This is a genomic window from Synechococcus sp. PROS-7-1, assembly GCF_014279795.1.
Lineage (GTDB): Bacteria > Cyanobacteriota > Cyanobacteriia > PCC-6307 > Cyanobiaceae > Synechococcus_C.
Genome location: NZ_CP047945.1, coordinates 911,290 through 932,976, shown reverse-complemented (window position 1 = coordinate 932,976; position 21,687 = coordinate 911,290). Strand labels below are relative to the sequence as shown.

Here is a 21,687-nt window from a genome sequence, read left to right as displayed (position 1 = left end):
ACGATGTCATTGCCATCAGGGAATCATCAGACTGTGAAAGCCCAAGGCTTGGCTGCGATGCACAGGATCACCCGCCAACTGATGGCCCCGCTGGCGGCGGCCGTTCTGCTCGGCGCCTGCAGTCAGCCCAAGCCAGCATCGAACTTGGACAGCGTGTTCCTGGGGCGCTGGCAAGGCAACAGCACCGCTGGGCGCGCCGTGTTGGATGTGCTCACCGTCGAGCCCAAGCGGGTGCGATGGGGCAATGACCTGAATGGTGTCTGCGACAGCGAGTACAGCGCTGAGACCCTGCCCAATGGGGAGAACGGTCGCTTCCCCGATCAGCTGATTGCGCCCACTGAGCCGACGGAGCTGGCCTATGCCGTCGTCAGGCTCACGCTTCAGCCAGATCCATGCCCAACCGGTGTGGCCGTGATCCAGCTGGCCAAGCCGCTGGATGGGTCAAAGACCCTCAAGGTGGTGACCTACGACGCCCAAGGGGCCGTTCGCGGCAAGTATCCAGACCTCACGGCACTGAGCGAGGAGCAGGCCAGCAAGCCTGAGTGGCCACTGCAATGCACGCTCAACGAGATTGCGTCCACCTGCCGTACAGAGCCTGCCGCGAAGGATGGCTTCACGATTTACTTCTCCCACGCCGAGCAGCCGATCTTCACCTTCACGCCGGTCGGTGCGCCCACGACCGATCGCCGGGAGATGGTCGACAGCTCCGGGCAGCGCTGGGCGATGAGCGGCCATCACTCCTTTGAACTGGAGGAGATCGGCGGGTACGGCAACCGCATCACAGTGAGCAGCCCCTGAGAAGGATCGGTAACCCTGGCGCTTGGTTTTCAGCCTTTGCTTCAAACACTGGTCGAGCGGATTTCACAGAACGTGAGAACCGTTGCATAACAAGTAGGCCTCACCTCTGCCGAGATCCCGTCAATCCGCAGCGATATGGACATTGTGTTGACGCAACGCCTCTTACGTTGAGCCAAATTGTGTTGAATTGACACAATCATTGCGCTCGACAGCTTGTTGAGGCAGATGTTGCTATCAGTTAGGAATCAAAGCGAATTGACAGAAAAGAAATGGCAATATTTTCACCGGCATCTTTTAATTCAATCAGCAAACACAAAGCGGTCAACGGCTTTCTTGAGAGCATTCTCAAGTTCATCTCATTAGCCTCCTGTTGCTTGATCTCGAGCGCAGTCCCAACAGTGGCGCAAACGAGAGTTGCCGAGCCGGTTGATTTTGTAAAAGTCAGAAAAGCAACTGACCTGCAGATGTCGCCGCGGGGAACGTTTGGCGCGTTCGTGTTGAACACCCCCAATCAGGAGAAATCACCGAAGTGGCTCTCCACAAGAACGATCTGGATCAAAGCACTGGATCAAGATCAGAAATGGAACCAGCCATTCACGGATCTTGCCGAATCCTGGTCGCCGGCCTGGTCACCCAATGGACGACGCCTGGCCTTCGTGGCCAGGCGCGCCAGTCAATCGGCAAAACCAGAAGCTGCCGAGAGCGCTCAGATCTTCATTGCCGATGCCGACGGGTCCAACCCCACTCCGCTGACAACATTGCATCATCAAGTCAAGGCGTTTCGCTGGGCACCTGACAGCGAAACCATCGCCTTCATCGCCCAGGCGGAGCAGAAAGAAGGGGCCGAATCGCTGGGCTCAGGGAAGCTCAAATTGTTCAGTGTAAATATTCACAGGAAATTAGCCAGACCAGTGCTCAAAGACGATGAGCACCTCATTGACTTTTCATGGGGGCCCGATTCATCCACACTTGCAGTTCTAAGGAATACGGCAACAGGTTACGAGGGTTGGTTTGCCAAGAAATCACTGTCGCTTGTCGACATCGCATCACAACGCACCATCAAGGATTTCACCCTCGACACGGGCTACTTCACTCTGATTCGATGGTCTCCAGATGGGAACTATGTCTTTTTCCTCGGGCCATCAGCCACAAGGGCTTCTGTTGTTCCCATGCTTCTTAACGTCAAGGCCGGCACGGTGACAGCCCTGCCAATGAGCCAGAGCGGCGACATTCTTGAGGTGGAATGGGCCCCGGATTCAACCTCGCTGAGAACCAAGATTCTGGATAAGAACAATGGGATTATTGCGACGATAGACATCAGAACAGGCGCCACTACCGCACTCGAGAGGGCCTCTGTGGACTGGCTTTCAGAGTCGCCAACATTCACAACATTCAGCTTCAGTGATCAGGGCGACTTTCTCTATCTCAAAGAGTCTGCCACATCTCCAGCAGATGTCTGGCTCAGCCGATCGGGAGAGAGGCGGAAGCTGACAGCTCTCAATCCAGACATACAAAATCTCAGATTGTCACCGATCGAAGAAGTGACATGGCGGAACAAAAATGACAAGGAAGTGATTCATGGAATGCTGATCAAGCCCAACGGGCAGGCTCTCAATACACCCTTACCGCTGATCACTCTGATCCATGGCGGTCCCTATTGGGCTTGGTGGAATGGCTGGCAGGAGGGCTACATCGGCTGGGGACAGTTTCTGGCTTCCCACGGTTACGCGGTCTTTCTCCCAAACCCAAGAGGATCGAGAGGCGGTGGGACCAAATATGCAGACGCAATTGTTGGTGATTTAGGGGGTGTTGACTATGTCGACATCATGAGCGGAGTCGATTCACTGATTTCGTCTGGAATAGCCGATCCCGAGCGCCTTGGCATTGGCGGTTTCAGTTATGGGGGATTCATGACTCCATGGGCCATCACGCAAACGAATCGCTTCAAGGTCGCTGTCGCCGGAGGAGTGATCGCGAACTGGAAAACACTCTGGAACACATCGATAATACCCGGAATGTTTACCACGCTCCTGTTGGGAACCCCCGAGGAGAACCCAGAACTTTATGCCGAGCGATCGCCAGTGAATCATGCCCAGCACGCATCAACGCCAACTCTGATCTACCAAGGCACTGTCGACAAGCGAACGCCAGTCGGGCAGGCCCGGGAGTTGTATGCAGCGCTGAAAAAAAACAAGGTTCCAACCGAACTCATCCTCTTCGAAGGCGAAGGCCACTACTTCAAGGATCGCAATAACACGGTCAAGCTGATGGAGAAAGTTCTCCAGTGGTACAGGAGATACCTTTAAATGAAGTGATAAAACGAGATGAAAACACTGCAGAAACAGTCTTTATAAGTGATCAAAGCGGCGTCTTTTGACTCAGCAAAAGCGTCGGCGCACGCGTGCCTGGCCCTCGAATACAGCTGGGTTTTACGTCGATTCATACTCCACCACAACGAGAGACGAGTCTTCTTCCGGATACAACGGTGCATCCAACTGGTTAAGTATTTCCTTTCTGATTCGAATCGATCAGATCGAAGATAGTCCCGAAAGGATCGGTAACAGAGCAACTTCGGCCACCCCATGTGTGCACAACGATGTCTGTGGTCTTCCCACCGAGGCTGCGAATCCGATTCACCACTTCGTCGAGATCGTCTGTCTCGATAAACAAACCCGAGTGGCCGACTCCGTAGTACTTCTCTTGCCACTCATACACTTTTAACATCATGCCGCCGAGATCGTAGTTCGTGAACCTGTGCGGTTCACCGTCGAACTCCCTCAGCAACCGCAGACCAATCACCCTTTCATAAAATCGTTTGCTGGCGGCATAGTCGGATGCGGGGAATGATGTGAACAATGCTTTCATTCTGTTCTCATGCCTCATTGACTTTTCGCTGGATCCAGCTAACAGCTCGCCCTGGCCTCTCAGTTCCTAGTTCTGCGGCTCTTGCTGAACACCCGGCTGAGGATGAAGCCAGCGATGAGCCAGATCAGCACATCAGTGATGATAAGCAAAGGGAATGGCAATGACTAGCCCTGGTCGCCACTTACAACGCCTTTCGCGATAGACGCCATGAAATCGAACTCATCCAAATCACCAACACCAGCAGTGCCAGCATCGAAGGGCTTTTAAAACAGAGCATCGATACTTTGCTTGAGAAAGGGCCGAGACGAATCCAGCAGGATCCAGATCAACAAGCGACCAGAGGTTCCGATAAGCGTGTGCGGACCCAGCCCAGTTTTCGCTCGATTTCTTGAATCATCAAGCCGGCCAGATCCTTGCCTGTGGCCGTTTCAATGCCCTCCAAGCCAGGACTTGAATTCACCTCCAACAGCAGAGGGCCTCGCTCAGAGCGAATGATGTCAACTCCGGCGACATCCAACCCGAGGGCACGGGTCGCCGAAACAGCCAACTTGCGTTCTTCCGGGCGGATGCGCACGGCCTGGGCCGACCCACCTTGATGAATATTGGAGCGAAAATCTCCGACCGCAGCCGTGCGTTCAATCGCGGAAACAACTTTGCCGCCGATCACGAAACAACGCAGATCTTTTCCACCTGCTTCCTTGATGAATTCCTGCACCAGAAGGTTGGCGTTCAGGCTTTTCATGGCGTTGATCACACTTTCTGCCGCTTTCTGGGTCTCAGCCAACACAACACCACGCCCCTGAGCTCCCTCCAGCAACTTGAGGATCAACGGGGCACCACCCACCATCTTGATCAGGTCTTTGGTGTCGAGAGGTGAGCTGGCAAAGCCGGTGACCGGCATGTTCAGGCCGTGCCGCACAAACAACTGGGACGCCAGAAGCTTGTCGCGAGAGCGCTTGATCGGTTCTGCGGCATTGAGCACGCGGATGCCCATCGCCTCGAACTGTCGTGTGATCGCACAGCCGTAGAAGGTGACACTGGGGCGAATCCGCGGAATCACCGCATCGATGCGCTCCAGCACATTGCCACCCCGGTAATGCATCTCAGGATTCTGTGGATCCAAGCGCATGTAGCACTGCTTGACATTGAGGAACTCCATGCGGTGGCCCCGTTCCTCGCCGGCCTCCAGAAGACGGCGGTTGCTGTAAAGCTCCGGGTCCGAGGCCAGCAGGGCAATACGCAGGCCATTGCGCTCGGTGCGCAGAGGGGCATACATCGCCTCGAGCTCGTCCTGGCGGAGATCGCCGAGTTGATGGCTGCCCTCGGGATCCACCAACACGCGACCCACCATGGCTTCACGGCCGAGCAGCATGCGATAGCCCATCGCATCGCGGTTGGTGAGGGTGAGCTCAATCGGCCAGCTCTCTTCACCGAGCACCAGCTGTTCACGAATCACATAGCGGGTTTCGGTGATGCCGCTGGTGTTGCGCACACCACGCTGTTCCAGCACAGGCGACTCATGGCGAATCACCACGGAACGGTCGTTCTGAAGCGGATGCACTTCAAAACTGATCCACCGGTCTCCATCGCGCTGAAACGGCACGATGTTGAAGGCATGCAAGGAGGACGTTGCTGCGCCGGAGTCAACCCGTGCCTTGATTGCCGGCAGCCCAAGCCCTGGCAGGGAGCACCACTCCTCACTGCCGACAATGATTTTTTTGGTCAAGGCCGCGAACGGTCCTTATCGAAAGACACAGAAATCCTAAGTGGCGTTGAGGCCTTCACTGCAGCTGGTAGACCCTCAATTCAGTGGGTCGATCAGGCCTTCGACTCATGATGCCCAACCGCTCCACCCCAGCTTCGTTTTCATTGAGCTGCTCGGGGGCCCGCTTGAGGTTGGCGCCGGCATCGGCGCGGTGCTGGTCAGGGGCAGAACGAGCGATCAACGTTGAGCCTCTCACCGGCGAGACGGCTTCCACGCTCATCCAACTTTCAGAACCTTCTCCCCCGATTGGGGGAGGTTCCAAAAGGCCTTTCAGCCAAAGCTATGGAGGATTCCACGCATCCACCGATTCCGATGCTTCCTCTCTTCGACCCGCTGCTGATCCTCGACACCTGCGTTGCGGTTCTGATCGTGCTCACCATGCCCGAGTCGGAATCCAAGGCCGAACCATTGCCGTCCTCATGGCCGTCCGATCAGGGGCCCTTTCGACTCAACGATGGCAACACCTATGTGGAACATGCGGGGATGGCGGTGAGAGCCGACCGCTTCCGTGCTTTCAACATCGGCAACTGAAGGAGCATCAGATAATGCCGATCCTTTATCCACCCACAGGCACTTTCCCCTCCGATCCGGGGGCTCTCGAGCGGAGTGCACTGGAAACGCTTTACCTCCACCTGCGCCACAACTACCGGGGCCTGATGGTGAGCCGGGGGCAGTACCGCGGACAGGCCCAGCGCAGCCAAGAAGCCATGCATCAGCTGGAACAGAAGCTGCGTTTGATCGCTGAGCGGGAAGCCTCCGTACGCAAGGAGGCCTACGAGATGCTGGAGATCGTCACCAACGTGGTGGGCGAACTGGAAGACGCCGGCGACGACCTGGTGAATGAATTCGGGCTGTATCAAAAAGGGAAAAGCACGTACCAGGGCGGCCGCTTCATCGGACGGCTGGTGGGTGCTGTGATCCGCTTCATCCGCCGCTGGACCGGGACGAAGCAACAGCTCGCCGCCATCGTGGAGAAGCAGCAAGCCGTGCAACTCAGCCTGGAGGGCACTGATGGGACAGATCGCTGAGGCCCTGCGCGCCAATCTCAGGGCCGTTGTGGCATCGGATGCCCGCAGTCTCAGGGAGTTCGATCAGGAGCTGCGCAATGCCACTGCGCCGGCAACAGTTACTCCCCAACTCACGGGCCATGAACGCATGGCGGCCTTGCTGGGCCAGGGCAGCTTCCAACAGCAAACGGTGGCCACACTCAAACGCTTGTGCAAAGAGCACGGCATCACGGGTTACTCAAAGCTGCGCAAAGCCGAACTGGCCAAGGAGCTGGAACGCCATGGGGTGGTGCCACCACCGAGGCCGCTGGAGAACTTCAAAAAGGCTGAGTTAATCGCGCTGGTGAAGCAACTCCTGGGCGGTGACTGTTGATGACCATCACCCCTCGCTACGGCGAAGCTCTCCAGTGGGCCGACGAACTCCACCGCCAACAGCGACGCAAAGGCAAAGATGTGCCCTACATCTCCCACCTAATCAGCGTCAGCGCCCTGGTTTGGGAAGACGGCGGCAATGAAGACCAGGCGATCGCTGCTCTACTGCACGACGCCATCGAAGACGCCGGCCAGAGCCACGCTTCAATCGCCGAACGTTTCGGTGGTGCGGTTGCCGACATCGTGCGCGACTGCACCGACACCTCTCACGATGCAGCGCCTGGCGTGAAAGAGCCGTGGCTGCTGCGCAAGACGCGCTATCTCGAGTCCCTCGCCGGCAAACCGTTGACATCACTGCTGGTGACCGCCGCCGACAAGGCGCACAACGCTGGCGACATGGTGCTGGATGCCCGGCGCGATCCAGCGATGTGGAGCAAGTTCAGTGCCGGCCTCGATGGCAGTGCCTGGTATCTGCAGCGGATGCATCAGGAGCTGGTGGATCGCCTGCCCGACAGCCGCTCAGTGGAGCGGCTGGGCGAAGCGGTGAACGACATCCTCAGCAGCAACGCCTATCAGCAGCTGATTCCAACGGAATCAACGACCGAAACCTGGATCAACACCTACCCCGAACGTCATGACCGCTGACCTTGTGATCACCACCATTGCCTACGGCAACCAGGCCGTGCCGTTGCAGCAACGACCGCACTGGCGGCCTGTACCCCGTTGCCCTTACCGGCGCCTGAAGGAGTTGACGCCCACCAGTCGCTGGTTCGATCTGCCCGCCGCCAATGCGGAAACGCTTTGGGAAACCCATGTGGCCCAGGAGCTGGGGGCGCCGATTCCACCGGCTGCGCTCGCGGCTCAGGAATGGATCAATGCTGGAGCACGATCGGCCTATGTGGTGGAGGCCTGGGAAGGGCGCCAGGGGGTGATGCGCGCCGATTGGTACGGAGCCGGCAGCGATGAACCGATCCATGGTCTGATAGATCAATTCATGGCCGCAAGCGAAGGCCGGATCGGAGGCTTTCCGGATGTGGTGGCCTTCTGGGACGACGGCAGGATCAGCCTGCAGGAGCTGAAACTGAGCGGGAAAGACGCGCTCAGTGCCAAACAACATCAGGCCGCGGATCGCCTGCGGGGGCTGTTAGGCGCAAGAGCCGAGCTGAGCGTTCTGGAGTGGGGCCAGGGCTAAGCCTCACCCCCCAGGTGCTCAATCCAGCTCGCCGGCTTCAACCCTGCTTCGAATCACATCCAAGAGATTCCACAGCGAAGCCCAATCCGTGGAGTGGCCTCCGCTCCAACGATCACTGCGCACCTGCCAAAACAGCAGACAGCGCAGCTCACTAAGGCTCAGATCAGACCAATCACCAGACAGGCGCTCTAAAGGCTCCTCACCACCCAAGAACGCATAGCCATTGAACGTATGCGCGAAGCAAATCAAGCGATGGCGATTGCCATCAGCAGCAGGAATGCGCTCAGCAATGAGCTCACGGTTCGGAATCTCACGCATGGCCTCAATCGTGATTGGGGAAACAGGAATGAACTCCCCCAGAATTGCCCAATCACACCCAACAAACATCCCTCAGTTGAGGGATGTTTGTCATGCTCATCCGGTGAACAATGAAGAAGCGAGATTTGTTGAGGATGCAGATCGAAGTTTTGACTTACAACACCTCAAAAAGCTTTCCGCCACCTCGACAACCTCACGACTTTGCGCCAAGAGTATCTCGACGTGAATTCGATCTTAAATCCTTTATCAAATAAAGCCGATGAACAACAGCAAAGTACGCCAGCTCATCCAAGAGTTATTCAAGATCTCCAATCAGCTGGAAGCCGCATTACCCGGGAGAGGGCTTTTGCCTGCAGGACAACAACTTGGAAACCTTGGAGAACTGCTGATCGCCGATCGCTTTGGGCTGGAACTCACACCACCGATGCGCAAGGGTATCGATGCCCACACCGCCGACGGCACAAAGGTACAAATCAAAACCACAACGAGCCGAGGGGTTGGCATCCCGCTTGGGCATGGGCAACCTGATGACGACATTTATTTGTTAGCAGGCCTCCTTCACGCCAACGGCACTTGCGAAGTGATCTTTAATGGCCCCATGGTGCTGGCCTGGGGCATTCGGCAACCCACACCAAAAAGCGGTGGCGTGGCGTTTGTGTCAAGAGGACCACTCGAACGGCTAGCACGAAAGATTCCACTCGAACTTCAGCTGCAACCAAGCGGCAACGCATTGGCTTACCAAAAGAAGGCGCTGAATTGAGCTTCGATGGCAACTCCATCAAAACATCCCCCAATTAGGGGAGATAGGGCCTCCCTGCACTCACCCATTTGGGTGATGCGAGAAATGGGCCAATGCAAAAAAATGGAAGGGCCAACAAGCAGCCATGCCCACTCGCCTGATCACCCCTAGCCAGCTGTCGCTGTTCTCGATCAGCCCGGTGATCGGGGCGTGGTGGCAGGAGCTGGAAGCTCGCAAGCTGTTTGATGGCAACAAGCCAGCGGTGAGTGAGCTGGATCAGCAACTGTTTGCCGATGGCCTGCGCCACGAGCAGGTCTTGCTCGAGAAGCTGGAGAAGGAAGGGCACCGGATTGCCCGCCTACCAGGCAAACAAAGCGAGGCCGATTACGCCGCCACCCAGGCTGCGATGGCAGAAGGAGTGGACTTCATCCATCAGGCCTCGCTGTGCCATGGCGGCATGCGCGGCAGTGCCGATCTGTTGCGCAAGATCGAGCAGCCATCGGCCCTGGGCGATTGGAGCTACATCCCGATCGAATGCAAGCTGGCAAGTAAGCCGAAAACCACCTTCCTGGTGCAGGCCTCGGCCTACTGCGAACTGCTCACGCCGCTGCTGGGACATCGCCCCGATCAGTTCGAGCTGTACCTGGGTGGCGGCAAGTTTCAGCACTACGCCACCGATCAATTCTGGGCCTGGTACCAACTGCTGCGCCAACGCTTCACGGCGTTTCAACAGAGCTTTGACCCAAGCCAGCCACCGGAAGATGCCCCGGGTGATCACGGCAGCTGGACGGCCTTCATCGACGAACGGCTCAAGCAGCAGCGTGATCTGATGCTGGTGGCGGGCATGCGCCAGAGCCAACGCCAGAAACTGCGCGCCGACGGTATCAACACAATCGAGCAGCTGGCGGCGTTGCCGGCTGGCAGCAGCGTGAAAGGGCTGTCTGGCGAGGCGTTGCATGAGCTGCGCCAACAAGCCGAACTGCAACTCACCCCTGTGGGTTCTGACGGCCGCCCGGCCTTTCGGCTTCGGCCGCTGGTGGCGGGCAAAGGATTGTCTGCCTTGCCGGCAGCGGATCCCGGCGACATCTGGTTCGACATGGAGGGCATCCAGGATTCCGTGGCGGGAACCAAGCTCGAATACCTCTTCGGTGCTTGCTATCGCGACAGTCCGGAGGACAAGCCCCGCTTCAAGGGCTGGTGGGCCCACAGTGAGGCCGAAGAAAAAGCAGCCTTTGCTGCCTGGGTCGATTGGGTGGAAGCGCGGCGGCGGAGCCATCCGGGCCTGCACGTCTACCACTACGCGGCCTACGAGAAAACGGCGATGCGGCGTCTGGCGCAGCAGCACGCCACCCGGGAAGCCGAGATCGACGACTGGCTGCGCAGCGGCCTGCTGGTGGACCTGCTGCCGGTGGTGACCAGCGCGATCGTGCTGGGTGAGCCGAGCTACTCGATCAAGAAGGTGGAGCACCTTTATATGGAGCAACGCCAGGCGGGGGTGACCAACGCCGGCGATTCGGTGGTGGCCTACCTGCACTGGCAACTCTCCGGCGAGCCGGAGATACCGGGTGAATCGCCGGACGCCAGCCCGAAGCTGCAGGCGATTGAGGACTACAACCGCGAAGACTGCGAAAGCACCGTGTTCCTGCACGACTGGCTGCTGAAGCTCAGGCGTGAGCAAGGCCTGCCGGAGCAACCCCTGCAGCAGCCCCTGGATGAGGCTGATCAGGAGCCACGGGAACCGCAACCCCTCGAGTTGCTCAGCCAACAGCTGCTCGAGGAGATCCCCGATCACCTGGTTGATGAAGGTGAACTGGGGCCGCGCGGGATGAGCTGGCGGGCCCACAGGCTGCTGGCTCAGCTGCTGCCGTTCCACCACCGCGAAGCCAAGGTGGGCTGGTGGGCCTATTTCGATCGCCGGTCCAAGGCCGAACTCAGTCCATCGGAGCTGATCGACGACGGCGAAGCGATCGCCGACGCCCAATGGGTGGGGATGGACGAACGCCCCAGTGCCCGCACCGGCGCCGACATCCACCACTTCCGCTTTGACCCCAGCCAAACGCTGAAATTGCATGCCGGCGATGGCGACAGCCGGCTCACCGTTGAACTGCCCGCCACTGGCCTGAAGCTGGATGTGGATGCGCTCGATGCCGAACGGGGAACGCTGAGCCTGAAGCTGCCCTGGAGCAAGCGCGATCAACGCCTCGCCAACGGCGAAGGCGAAGGCATCCCCAAAGACGCCACCTCGGTGATCAAGGTGCCGGCCGACATCAGCAAAAGCCTGCGCGAACGGCTGGAAGAGCAGGCCATGGCGTGGGTGCACGAGCACCAGGCGATCCCGCCGGCAATCCTGCAACTGCTGGAACGGCAACCGCTGCCGGCACTGCAAGAGCTCAATGCAGCCATTGCCGGAGATCCCAACGCGGTTGCTGATGCCCTGGCGGGTTTCCTGCAGGAGCACTCAGGCATCAGCCTGGCGCTGCAGGGCCCACCGGGCACGGGTAAAACCACCGTCACCGGCCAGGTGATCGCCCAACTGGTGGCCTCAGGCCAACGGGTGGCAATCAGCTCCAACGGCCATGCCGCCATCAACAACCTGCTCAAAAAAGCCAAGAGCACCTGCAGCGCTGCAGGGGTGGCCGGCGAGGTGGTGAAGTGCAACAACAGCAAAGAAGAAGCGCTGAGCGCGGCAGGCATCAGCGTTGTGAAGCCCGGCCAACTCTCGGAGGCCATGGCGGTGGTGGGCGGCACCACCTGGATGTTCTGCAAAGAGGAGCTGGCAGAGCAGTTCGATTGGCTGGTGGTGGATGAGGCGGGGCAGATGTCGCTCGCCAATCTGCTGGTCATGGCGCGTTGTGCCCGCTCGATCCTGCTGGTGGGCGATCAACAGCAGTTGGCCCAGCCCTCCCAGGCCGATCACCCCGGGGAGTCAGGCCAGAGCTGCCTGGAGTACTGGATGGAAGGCGCCTCGGTGGTGCCAAGCGATCGCGGCGTGTTTCTCTCCACCAGCTGGCGGATGGAACCAAGCCTCACCGCAATGGTGAGTGCCTTGTTTTATGAGGGCCGGCTGCAGGCCAGCCCCGCCAATGGCAGAAATTGCATCACATGGGCCAAACCCTGGCAAAGCAGTGATGGGCAGCTATTACAAGGACAAGGCCTGGTGTTTGATCCGGTGGCGCACAGCGGCAACAGCGTCTGCAGCGAAGAAGAAATCAACCGCATCGAATCGCTGGTGGATGCCCTGCTGGGGGGCAGCTATCAACACGCCAAAGCCGGGGGCATCGCAGCAGGCACGCTCACGCCAGACACAATCCTGGTGACGGCTCCCTACAACGTGCAGGTGAACCGGCTGCAGCAACGGCTGGCTGGCAAAGCCCGGGTGGGCACGGTGGACAAGTTCCAGGGCCAGGAAGCCCCGGTTGCCATTCACTCGCTCACGGCGAGCAGCGGCGATGAAGCACCGAGGGGGTTGAGCTTTCTGCTGGAGCCCAACCGGTTGAACGTGGCAATCAGCCGCGCCCAATGCCTCTCGATCGTGGTGGGCTCACCTGGCCTAGCCAGTGGCGTCGCCAACACGGTGGCGGAGGCCGAGCAGATCAATCAGTTGTGCCTTATCGGCACAAGGAAAAACAGACAAAACTCTAATTATCCCTCAATCGAAGCCAACGGATCAATGCCATGAGATTCATAAAAAACTCAGCAAATAACAGAGCAATTGACGAGATCCAAGCAACTTCAAGCCAAGGAGAAGAGCTTTGCGGCATAACGAACAGCTTTTCTATTTTTGCGTTTTCACGGCTCTTGCAAAGTGAATATAATTTTCAAAAGTTCCAACTAATCCTCGCCCCCAAGGGATCAGACCTCAAAACAACAGGATCCACAGAAGAAAGGCACTCACGAAACACACTTCGCTTGCGCTGGATAACCAAACAAATCCTCAACCTTGCAGAAAAAGATTTTCAAATACGCAACGCGAAAACGAATATACCCCAGGGCGCATTTGTCATCAGAGACTCAGGCCAAAAACCAATCAAAGCGCTAATAGGCTCGCTCTCGCTAAGCGACTCCGGGCTTGGATTATCTCCCGGAAATCCGCTCAATCTAATTCAAGCATCTGAAAGCGAGGAAGAAGCAAAGGCAATTAACACATGGTTCAAGGAACAATGGGATGCCCTAGAAGACGAAACAGCGAAAAATGCACTCATTGAGCACCTGCAGACAATAGCGAACCATAAAGACCCGGCCTGCATTTATGCATTAATACTCGAAAGCATTTTTCACAAGCCAGAAGATCAACTAGATGAAGATCAAATCGTTAACGCCGCGACGGGAATCCGCCAGACTGTCGTCTGGAACAAGCTTTACAAATTCCAGCGTGATGGAGTGATCGGCGCAATCGACAAACTCAACAGGTTTGGAGGATGCATCATTGCCGATAGCGTTGGGCTCGGCAAGACATTCGAGGCACTGGCCATCATCAAGTACCAGGAATTGCGGAATGACCGCGTTTTGGTCCTCTGCCCGAAACGACTTCGCGACAACTGGACTCTCTACATAGCAAACGATCGTCGGAATGTCCTTGCTGCGGATCGCTTCAACTATGACGTCCTGAACCACACGGACCTCTCACGCGATGCTGGACTATCGGGCGACATTGATCTTGCCCATGTGAACTGGGGCAATTACGACCTCGTCGTCATCGACGAATCGCACAACTTCCGAAACAAGAAGACGCCCCAAGCGGAAGGCGAGACCCGCTACGACCGGTTGATGCGCAAGATCATTCACGAGGGAGTGAAGACACGGGTGCTCATGTTGTCGGCCACCCCGGTTAACAATCGCCTTGCTGACCTACGCAACCAAATTTCATTCGCGACGGAAGGTGACGACAGAGCTTTGATCGACCATGGCATCAACAGCATTGACGCCACCACTCGCTTAGCGCAGAAGCAATTCAACCGTTGGCTCGATCTGGAGGAGCCGGACCGTACGCCCTCTCTTTTGGTCGAGATGCTGGGCTTCGACTACTTCACGCTGCTCGACCATCTAACGATCGCGCGATCCAGGCGGCACATCGAGAAGTACTACGGCACCGCCGAGACAGGTCGTTTCCCTGATCGTCTCCAGCCAATCAATATCAAGGCAGATGTGGATAGTGCAGGGGCCTTCCTGCCCATTGCCGACATCAATCGAGAGATCCGCCGATTGAACCTGGCTTCCTATGCGCCATTGCGCTATGTGCTCTCGCATAGGCAGGCGGCCTATGACCGCAAGTACAGCACCGAGGTCAAGGGAGGCAGCGGTTTCTTTCGCCAGGCAGACCGCGAGGAGAGCCTGATCCATCTTCTGCGCGTCAACGTACTCAAGCGAATGGAAAGCGCTGTTTCATCCTTTGCTCTGACGTTGCAACGCCAGCTCTCTGACGTAGAAGCCACCCTGGCTCGCATCGAGGCACAAGCTGATGAGCTCGAGGGTCTAGACATCGAGAATGTGGACCTTGACGATCCAACTTTTGAGAGCCTTCTCGTGGGCCGCAAGGTCAAAGTCCTGCTCAAGGATGTCGACCTTGTTCGTTGGAAGCAGGACCTGAGCGAAGACCGCGACAGGCTGGTCAAGCTCGTCGCAGCTGCCCAAGACGTAAAGCCACAGCGGGACGCCAAGCTCCAGGCCTTGCGCGAGCTGATTGATCAAAAGTGCCAACAGCCAATCAATCCCGGCAACCGCAAGCTGATTGTCTTCACGGCCTTTGCCGATACCGCCAGATATCTCTACGAGCAGCTTGCTCCGTGGGCAAACAACACTCTTGGTATCCATACGGCTTTGGTCACAGGCACTGGTAGCAACCAAGCCACTTTGCCGCTTCTGCGAAAGGACTTGGGATCGATCCTGTCTGCTTTTGCGCCACGCGCAAAGGAACGGCCTGCCGAGCTTGCGGACGAGGGTGAACTCGACCTGCTGATCGCCACCGACTGCATCTCAGAGGGGCAGAACCTACAGGACTGCGATTGGCTGATCAACTACGACATCCATTGGAATCCAGTGCGGATCATCCAGCGTTTCGGTCGCATCGACCGCCTTGGCTCACCAAACGAGCGGATTCAGCTGGTCAACTTCTGGCCAAACATGGAACTTGAGGAATACATCAACTTGGAACAGCGCGTCAGCGGGCGCATGGTCTTGCTCGACATCTCTGCCACAGGCGAGGAGAACCTGATCGAGCAGCAGTCGGGAAACCCGATGAATGACCTTGAGTATCGGCGTAAGCAGCTCCTGAAGCTCCAAGACGCGGTCATCGATCTCGAGGACCTCTCCACTGGCGTTTCTATCGCCGACCTGACGCTGAGCGACTTCCGCATCGACCTCGCTGAGTACAGGCGGGCACACCCCGAGGTGCTGGACACGTTGCCGCTGGGCACGATGTCCGTGACCACAACGGCTGATGCCGATCTGCCCCCCGGCATCATCTTCTGTCTTCGCGCCGAGGGCGAGGCTGCCAAGCAGGCTTTCGAGCCTGGGTACCCCATGGCACCCCATTACCTCGTGCACATGAGCGATGACGGTGCCGTACTGCTTCCCTTTACCCAGGCCAAATGCATCCTTGACCGGCTAAAGCGACTCTGTGGTGGGCGGGACCAACCCAACCAAGCGGCTTGTGCTCGCTTTGACAAAGCCACGAAGCAAGGCGCGGACATGCGTCACGCCCAGCGCTTGTTGGCAGCAGCAGTGGGTTCCGTTGCCGGCAAGACGGAACAACGTGCCGTCGCCAGCTTGTTCGCGCCGGGTGGAACGCACGTGTTGCCTGGCGAGTTTGCCGGGATCGATGATTTTGAGGTGATTGCCTTCCTTGCGATCCTTCCGGAGGCGGCTACATGATCGCTACCGACCTGATTGCCGCATTGGATCTGCCACCCAATGCACGGGTGGACCGGCGGGTACCCAAAACCTTGCTGTTGGAGCATGGAGCTCCAACGGCTGCGGATAAGCAACGAATCAAAGAAGGTATTGAAGAGGTCCAGTGGGTGGCAACGCTCAAACCCACCACGATCGGTGTGCCTGCGTTCCGTGATGCGACGCGTGAATACCTGGAAATTGCAGTTCTGAACGTGACCTTGCGTGCGGACAGCAAAGCCGAGAGGCTGACAGAACTCCTGCACCGTGCCGTGCCCTACCCGCTTTTCCTGCTCATGGACGTTGGTACGGGACTCACCCTCTCACTAGCGCACAAGCGCTGGTCCGAAGGGGAGGCGGGTGCCACGGTGCTAGATGGAGACCTGGTGGCGGCTGCTCTAGCTACGGCCAACTCCTCCCAGGTAATCCCGTTGTTTCTTGGAGCTCTCTCGCTGAGCTCGCTGCCGAGAGCTGATCTATACAAGCTTTACCAAGGTTGTGTCGATGCGGTGCTAGCTCTGCTAGCGGCTCAGATCACAGGGAGCTTCAGCTTGCCGTCGACGCCTGAGCATGCCTTGGCCAGGCGGGAGGCACTGCGCGAAGCCTCTCGGCTGGGAGCCGAGATCAACCGCCTGCGGGCTGCCGCTGCAAAAGAGAAACAAATGCCCCGGCAGGTAGAACTAAACCTGGCACTGAAGCGCACCGAAGCGGCACGAGCCTCCGCACTGACACGCCTCTGAGAGCATCGAATCGATGAAAAAACTGACTTTTGGCGATCCCGAGACCATGAGCCCCGACCTGGCCGCAACCAATCTCGAGCGGCTAAAGGCGCTATTTCCAGAGCTGGTGACAGAAGGGCCGGAAGGGACCGCTGTGAATGTGGATGTATTGAAGGCGCTGGTCGGCGACAAAACTGTGTCTGACGCCGACGAGAAATATGGCCTCAATTGGCATGGCAAACGTCAGGCCAGGCAACTGGCGCTCAAGCCCTCAACTGGCACATTGAGGCCCTGCCCGGAAGAGAGCGTGGACTGGGAAACTACGCAGAATCTGATGATCGAGGGGGACAATCTAGAGGTACTAAAACTCTTGCAAAAGAGCTACGCGGGCAAGGTAAAACTTATTTATATTGATCCACCCTACAACACAGGAATTGACTTTGTCTATCCAGATGACTTCAGAGATAGCATCAAAAACTATTTGGAGTTAACTGGACAAACCGGGAGTGGTCGAGCACTTACCAGCAATGCAGATGCAAGCGGAAGATTTCATACCGACTGGCTCAATATGATGTATCCCAGGCTTGTGCTTGCAAGAAACTTGCTCAGGGATGATGGCCTCATTTTTATCTCAATAGATGATGGCGAAGCTGGGCATCTCAGAACTTTGACAAATGAAGTTTTTGGCCCCGAAAACTTTGTCGGCAATGCCGTTTGGCAAAAAGCATATACCGCAAATATGACAGCTGCACATATATCCAATACCCATGATCACATCTTGATATACGCAAAAGATTCAACTCGTGCGTCCATGGGAAAAGTTGATAGATCAGAGGAGCAGAAATCTAAATTCGCAAATCCGGACAACGATCCACGTGGACCTTGGAAAGCCGAAAACCTCTCGGCCGGTAAATTTTACTCCGCAGGACAATATGAAATAGAAGGGCCAACTGGACTCAAGTTCTCACCGCCTCAAGGAAGGTACTGGAGATGCAATGAAGACCAGTACGAGGCATGGTTGGCTGATAATCGGATAACTTTCGGAAAATCGGGGCAAGGGCGGCCGATGTTAAAGAAATTTCTTGCAGAAGCGCCTGACGGCCTTACACCAAGTACATGGTGGAGGCATGAAGATTTTGGCTCAAACAAGGAGGCAAGCATTGAGTTGAAGGCCTTGTTTGACGGTGAAGCCTGTTTCCAAACACCAAAACCGGTAAAACTTCTCAGGAAGATATGTAATCTTGCGACGGAATCCAATAGTATTGTCCTTGACTTCTTCGCTGGAAGCGGAACAACTGCGCACGCGGTTTTGGAAGCCAATGCAGAAGATGGCGGAAGCCGTAGGTACATTCTGGTGCAGCTCCCGGAGCGCCTCGACCCATCCGACAAAAATCAGAAGTTTGCGGCCGATACGTGTAAAAAAATTGGCATTAAGCCTAATCTTGCAGAGCTTACTAAAGAAAGATTGCGACGTGCTGCAGTTAAAATAAAAGACAACTACTCGCTCTCAATTGCTGATTTTGGATTTCGTAGCTTCATGCTTGATACTAGCAATATCCACGCATGGGAACCGGATCTAAAAAATTTAGATCAGAGCATTCTGGACTACACAAATAACATTAAAGAAGGGCGCACCGAGGAGGACATTCTTTACGAGTTACTTCTCAAGCTCGGACTTGATCTATGCGTGCCGATCGAACAAAAAGAAATAGCGGGCAAAGCCGTGCACAGCATTGGCGGTGGTGTCTTGATGGCTTGCCTTGCGCAAGAAATCAACCGTGAAAATGTTGAGCCTCTTGCCCAAGGATTCATCACTTGGCATCAGGCACTTGCCCCAGCAGGCGATACAACCTGCGTGTTCCGCGACAGCGCATTTACTGATGATGTAGCCAAAACAAATCTCACAGCCATATTGAACCAGCACGGCATTACCACTGTGCGGAGCTTGTGAGGACTCGAAGATGAAGCTCCACTTCGAACCCAATCTCGACTATCAGCTTGAAGCGATCGAATCAGTTTGTGACTTATTTCGAGGTCAGGAGATCTGCCGTACCGAGTTCACCGTCACCAAGAGTGCTCTAGGTGGAGCGTTCATACCTGGTCTTGAGAGTGACCTGGGCGTTGGTAACCGCCTGTCACTATTAGATGACGAGTTACTCAAAAACCTTACCAACATCCAACTTCGCAATGGCCTAGCACCATCAACTGAGCTCACGTCGGGTGACTTCACTGTTGAGATGGAGACTGGTACCGGAAAGACATATGTCTACTTGCGGTCCATCTTTGAGCTGAATAAGCGCTACGGCTTCCAAAAGTTTGTCATCGTGGTCCCTTCCGTGGCAATCAAAGAAGGGGTCTACAAATCACTGCAGATAACGGAACAGCATTTCAAAGGCCTCTACGCAGGAGTGCCTTACGAATACTTTCTCTACGACTCCAATAAGCTCGGCCAGGTTCGGAATTTCGCAACCAGCGCCAGTATCCAGATCATGGTGGTAACCGTTGGCGCCATCAACAAGAAGGACGTCAACAACCTCTACAAGAAGAGCGAAAAAACAGGCGGAGAAGAGCCGATTGATCTGATCAAGGCCACAAGGCCCATTGTGATTGTGGATGAACCACAGAGTGTTGATGGGGGCCTGAAAGGAAGTGGGAAGAAAGCTCTTGAGGAAATGAATCCACTCTGCACGCTCCGCTTTTCCGCTACCCACGTTGATCGACATCACATGGTCTATCGCCTGGATGCAGTCGACGCCTACGAGAAGCGGCTTGTCAAACAAATCGAGGTGGCCTCAGCCACCGTGGAAGATGCTCACAACAAGCCTTACGTGCGGCTTTTATCGGTGAAAAATCAGCGCGGCACGATTAGCGCTCAGGTTCAGCTGGATATGCAAACAGCTGCGGGTGGGATTCGACGACAGGCAGTGAATGTGCAAGATGGTGATGATTTAAAGCAGACGACGGGCCGTTCTATCTATTCCGATTGCCTGATCGGCGAGATCCGTGTCGCCAAGGGCGATGAATACCTTCAGCTGCGTGTGCCTGGCGGTGAGCAGTATCTGCGGATTGGACAAGCTTGGGGCGATGTAGATCTGTTGGCCGTCCAGCGCGAGATGATTCGTCGCACGATCCGTGAGCACCTCGATAAGGAGAAGCGTCTGCGCCCACAAGGCATCAAGGTTCTCTCTCTCTTCTTCATCGACGAAGTGGCGAAATACCGTTCCTATGACAGTGAGGGGAATCCCATTAAAGGCGACTACGCACGCATCTTTGAAGAGGAGTATCGGCGTGCAGCAACAATGCCTGACTACCACACACTGTTTCAAGAAGTAGACCTTTCGCATGCCGCAGAAGTTGTACACAACGGCTACTTTTCGATTGACAAGGCTGGAGGGTGGACAAATACCGCCGAGAACAATCAGTCGAACCGCGACTGTGCTGAGCGCGCCTACAACCTGATCATGAAGGAGAAAGAGAAGCTGTTATCGCTTCAAACTCCTTTGAAGTTCATTTTCTCGCACTCAGCATTGAAAGAAGGTTGGGACAATCCTAATGTGTTCCAGATTTGCACTCTGCGAGATATTTCAACGGAACGCGAACGGCGACAAACTATTGGCCGTGGACTTCGCCTGTGTGTCAACCAGGAGGGTGATCGCATCCGGGGTTTTGACGTCAATACCTTGACCGTCGTTGCAATGGAGAGCTACGAGCAGTTTGCAGAAAATCTGCAGAAGGAAATTGAACAAGACACTGGCATTCGCTTTGGTGTCGTGGAACCCCACGAGTTCGCCAACGTTGCTGTTGTCAGTTCTGACGGCGGCACTATTCCTCTGGGTGTTGAACAGTCCAAGGTTTTGTGGGAGCACTTAAAGGCAGAAGGCCATCTCGACAACAAAGGCAAGGTGCAGGATTCGCTCCGCCAGGCACTGAAGAGCGACACGCTCAGCGTGCCAGAGCTATTCGAAGCACAGCGTGACCAAATAACAGCCGTGCTCAAGAAACTGGCTGGTCGCCTGGAGATCAAGAACGCTGATGAACGCCGTCAGGTACGTACCCGACAGGCCGTACTGCACAGCCCTGAGTTCAGGGCATTATGGGATCGCATCAAACACAAGACGACTTACAGAGTTGAGTTCGACAACGAATGGCTGATCGAGAAATGTATTTGCGCTGTGCAGGAAGCGCCGCAGATTGCGAAAACCCGCCTGCAGTGGCGCAAGGCTGACCTCGCCATTGGACAGGCAGGAGTGGAAGCAACAGAGCGCGTGGGAGCGGCCACAGTGGTGCTCAACGAAAGTGACATTGAGCTTCCTGATCTGCTCACGGACCTTCAGGACCGCACACAGCTCACCAGGCGAAGCCTGCAGCGCATTCTGCGCGGTAGTCGGCGGCTCGATGATTTCAAACGCAATCCGCAAGTTTTTATCGAGCTCACCGCCGAGGCAATCAATCGCTGTAAACGCTTTGCAGTTGTTGATGGCATCAAGTATCAGCGCCTTGGCGATGAGCACTACTACGCGCAGGAGCTCTTCGAACAAGAGGAGCTGACCGGCTATCTCAGAAATCTTCTTAATGCTTCCAAAGCCGTCTATGAGCAAGTGATCTACGACTCTGAGACCGAACGCAGCTTTGGAGACCAGCTGGAGAACAACAGTGCTGTGAAGGTGTACGCCAAATTGCCTGGCTGGTTCACCATTCCAACCCCTCTGGGAAGCTACAACCCAGACTGGGCACTGCTCATCGAGCAGGATGGATCCGAGAAGCTTTACTTCGTGGTGGAGACCAAGAGCGGCAAATTCGCCGATGACCTACGTGACAAGGAGCGAGCAAAAATCGAGTGCGGGAAAGCTCACTTTCAAGCCTTAGGCGGTAGTGATAGAGCGGCTCACTATGAAATAGCCACAAACCTCGATGACATCTTGAGCAAACACTCGTAATTGATCTATCCACTTTTAGACCTCACTAACAAATTCGCAGAATCAAAAAAATAATCATATCTTCGCGCGAATTCCACACGAACAGAACTT

General features: G+C 56.1%; 18 protein-coding genes and 1 pseudogene. 14 read left to right on the top strand and 5 right to left on the bottom strand.

The annotated features are described in order from the left end of the window. The first annotated feature begins 57 nt into the window (after window positions 1-57). Together SynPROS71_RS04950 and SynPROS71_RS04945 are read left to right on the top strand one after the other, a co-directional pair. Window positions 58-798: a hypothetical protein gene (locus tag SynPROS71_RS04950; protein ID WP_186597103.1), complete on the top strand. Its 741-nt coding sequence runs from the start codon at window positions 58-60 to the stop codon at window positions 796-798. 398 nt (window positions 799-1,196) lie between these two features. Next, window positions 1,197-3,104: a S9 family peptidase gene (locus SynPROS71_RS04945; RefSeq protein ID WP_186597101.1), complete on the top strand. Its 1,908-nt coding sequence runs from the start codon at window positions 1,197-1,199 to the stop codon at window positions 3,102-3,104. Between the two features lie 193 nt (window positions 3,105-3,297). Here the strand turns inward: SynPROS71_RS04945 and SynPROS71_RS04940 are convergent, their stop codons facing one another. The 4 genes and pseudogenes from SynPROS71_RS04940 to SynPROS71_RS04930 all read right to left on the bottom strand — a co-directional run bounded on the left by SynPROS71_RS04940 (window position 3,298) and on the right by SynPROS71_RS04930 (window position 5,609). After that, a complete protein-coding gene (locus SynPROS71_RS04940) occupies window positions 3,298-3,663 on the bottom strand; it encodes a VOC family protein (protein ID WP_186597099.1) in 366 nt (121 codons plus the stop codon). Window positions 3,664-3,988: 325 nt separating this feature from the next. Then, entirely contained in the window at window positions 3,989-4,906 is a 918-nt protein-coding gene (gene rimK / locus SynPROS71_RS04935) for a 30S ribosomal protein S6--L-glutamate ligase (protein WP_370586867.1), read from the bottom strand. 90 nt (window positions 4,907-4,996) lie between these two features. Beyond that, window positions 4,997-5,389 (bottom strand): annotated as a pseudogene (locus SynPROS71_RS13995) (ATP-dependent zinc protease); the annotation flags it as partial. Window positions 5,390-5,444: 55 nt separating this feature from the next. Beyond that, window positions 5,445-5,609 carry a hypothetical protein gene (locus SynPROS71_RS04930; RefSeq protein ID WP_186597095.1) on the bottom strand — a complete coding sequence of 55 codons (165 nt, stop codon included), beginning with the start codon at window positions 5,607-5,609 and terminating at the stop codon, window positions 5,445-5,447. Window positions 5,610-5,710: 101 nt separating this feature from the next. Here SynPROS71_RS04930 and SynPROS71_RS04925 point away from each other — a divergent pair, with 101 nt between their 5' ends. Genes SynPROS71_RS04925 through SynPROS71_RS04905 form a run of 5 tightly spaced genes read left to right on the top strand, consistent with a single transcriptional unit; the run spans window position 5,711 to window position 7,999 of the window. Further along, entirely contained in the window at window positions 5,711-5,959 is a 249-nt protein-coding gene (locus SynPROS71_RS04925) for a hypothetical protein (protein WP_186597094.1), read from the top strand. Between the two features lie 14 nt (window positions 5,960-5,973). Beyond that, window positions 5,974-6,456, top strand: coding sequence for a hypothetical protein (locus tag SynPROS71_RS04920; protein ID WP_186597092.1), 483 nt, complete (start codon window positions 5,974-5,976; stop codon window positions 6,454-6,456). Beyond that, the gene (locus SynPROS71_RS04915) at window positions 6,440-6,808 is read left to right on the top strand and encodes a Rho termination factor N-terminal domain-containing protein (RefSeq protein WP_186597090.1); all 369 of its coding nucleotides are present in this window, start codon (window positions 6,440-6,442) and stop codon (window positions 6,806-6,808) included. The genes SynPROS71_RS04920 and SynPROS71_RS04915 overlap by 17 nt, the downstream gene beginning before the upstream one ends. Continuing rightward, window positions 6,808-7,452: an HD domain-containing protein gene (locus SynPROS71_RS04910; protein WP_186597088.1), complete on the top strand. Its 645-nt coding sequence runs from the start codon at window positions 6,808-6,810 to the stop codon at window positions 7,450-7,452. Before SynPROS71_RS04915 ends, SynPROS71_RS04910 begins: the two co-directional genes overlap by 1 nt. Next, window positions 7,442-7,999, top strand: coding sequence for a hypothetical protein (locus tag SynPROS71_RS04905; protein WP_186597086.1), 558 nt, complete (start codon window positions 7,442-7,444; stop codon window positions 7,997-7,999). The genes SynPROS71_RS04910 and SynPROS71_RS04905 overlap by 11 nt, the downstream gene beginning before the upstream one ends. Before the next feature lie 18 nt (window positions 8,000-8,017). Here SynPROS71_RS04905 and SynPROS71_RS04900 read toward each other — a convergent pair whose 3' ends face one another. Continuing rightward, window positions 8,018-8,317: a hypothetical protein gene (locus tag SynPROS71_RS04900; RefSeq protein ID WP_186597084.1), complete on the bottom strand. Its 300-nt coding sequence runs from the start codon at window positions 8,315-8,317 to the stop codon at window positions 8,018-8,020. Here SynPROS71_RS04900 and SynPROS71_RS04895 point away from each other — a divergent pair. The 7 genes from SynPROS71_RS04895 (at window position 8,316) to SynPROS71_RS04865 (ending at window position 21,597) form a co-directional block, all read left to right on the top strand. Then, the gene (locus tag SynPROS71_RS04895; protein WP_186597082.1) at window positions 8,316-8,543 is read left to right on the top strand and encodes a hypothetical protein; all 228 of its coding nucleotides are present in this window, start codon (window positions 8,316-8,318) and stop codon (window positions 8,541-8,543) included. The genes SynPROS71_RS04900 and SynPROS71_RS04895 overlap by 2 nt on opposite strands. Before the next feature lie 33 nt (window positions 8,544-8,576). Next, the gene (locus SynPROS71_RS04890; RefSeq protein WP_186597080.1) at window positions 8,577-9,077 is read left to right on the top strand and encodes a hypothetical protein; all 501 of its coding nucleotides are present in this window, start codon (window positions 8,577-8,579) and stop codon (window positions 9,075-9,077) included. A 124-nt stretch (window positions 9,078-9,201) separates the two neighbouring features. Beyond that, entirely contained in the window at window positions 9,202-12,735 is a 3,534-nt protein-coding gene (locus SynPROS71_RS04885; RefSeq protein ID WP_186597078.1) for a TM0106 family RecB-like putative nuclease, read from the top strand. Beyond that, the gene (locus tag SynPROS71_RS04880) at window positions 12,732-15,926 is read left to right on the top strand and encodes a helicase-related protein (RefSeq protein ID WP_186597077.1); all 3,195 of its coding nucleotides are present in this window, start codon (window positions 12,732-12,734) and stop codon (window positions 15,924-15,926) included. The genes SynPROS71_RS04885 and SynPROS71_RS04880 overlap by 4 nt, the downstream gene beginning before the upstream one ends. Then, window positions 15,923-16,681, top strand: coding sequence for a DUF4391 domain-containing protein (locus SynPROS71_RS04875; protein ID WP_186597075.1), 759 nt, complete (start codon window positions 15,923-15,925; stop codon window positions 16,679-16,681). Before SynPROS71_RS04880 ends, SynPROS71_RS04875 begins: the two co-directional genes overlap by 4 nt. Before the next feature lie 13 nt (window positions 16,682-16,694). Continuing rightward, the gene (locus SynPROS71_RS04870) at window positions 16,695-18,611 is read left to right on the top strand and encodes a site-specific DNA-methyltransferase (protein WP_186597073.1); all 1,917 of its coding nucleotides are present in this window, start codon (window positions 16,695-16,697) and stop codon (window positions 18,609-18,611) included. Between the two features lie 10 nt (window positions 18,612-18,621). Further along, the gene (locus tag SynPROS71_RS04865; protein ID WP_186597071.1) at window positions 18,622-21,597 is read left to right on the top strand and encodes a type III restriction-modification system endonuclease; all 2,976 of its coding nucleotides are present in this window, start codon (window positions 18,622-18,624) and stop codon (window positions 21,595-21,597) included. The last annotated feature ends 90 nt before the right edge of the window (window positions 21,598-21,687 follow it).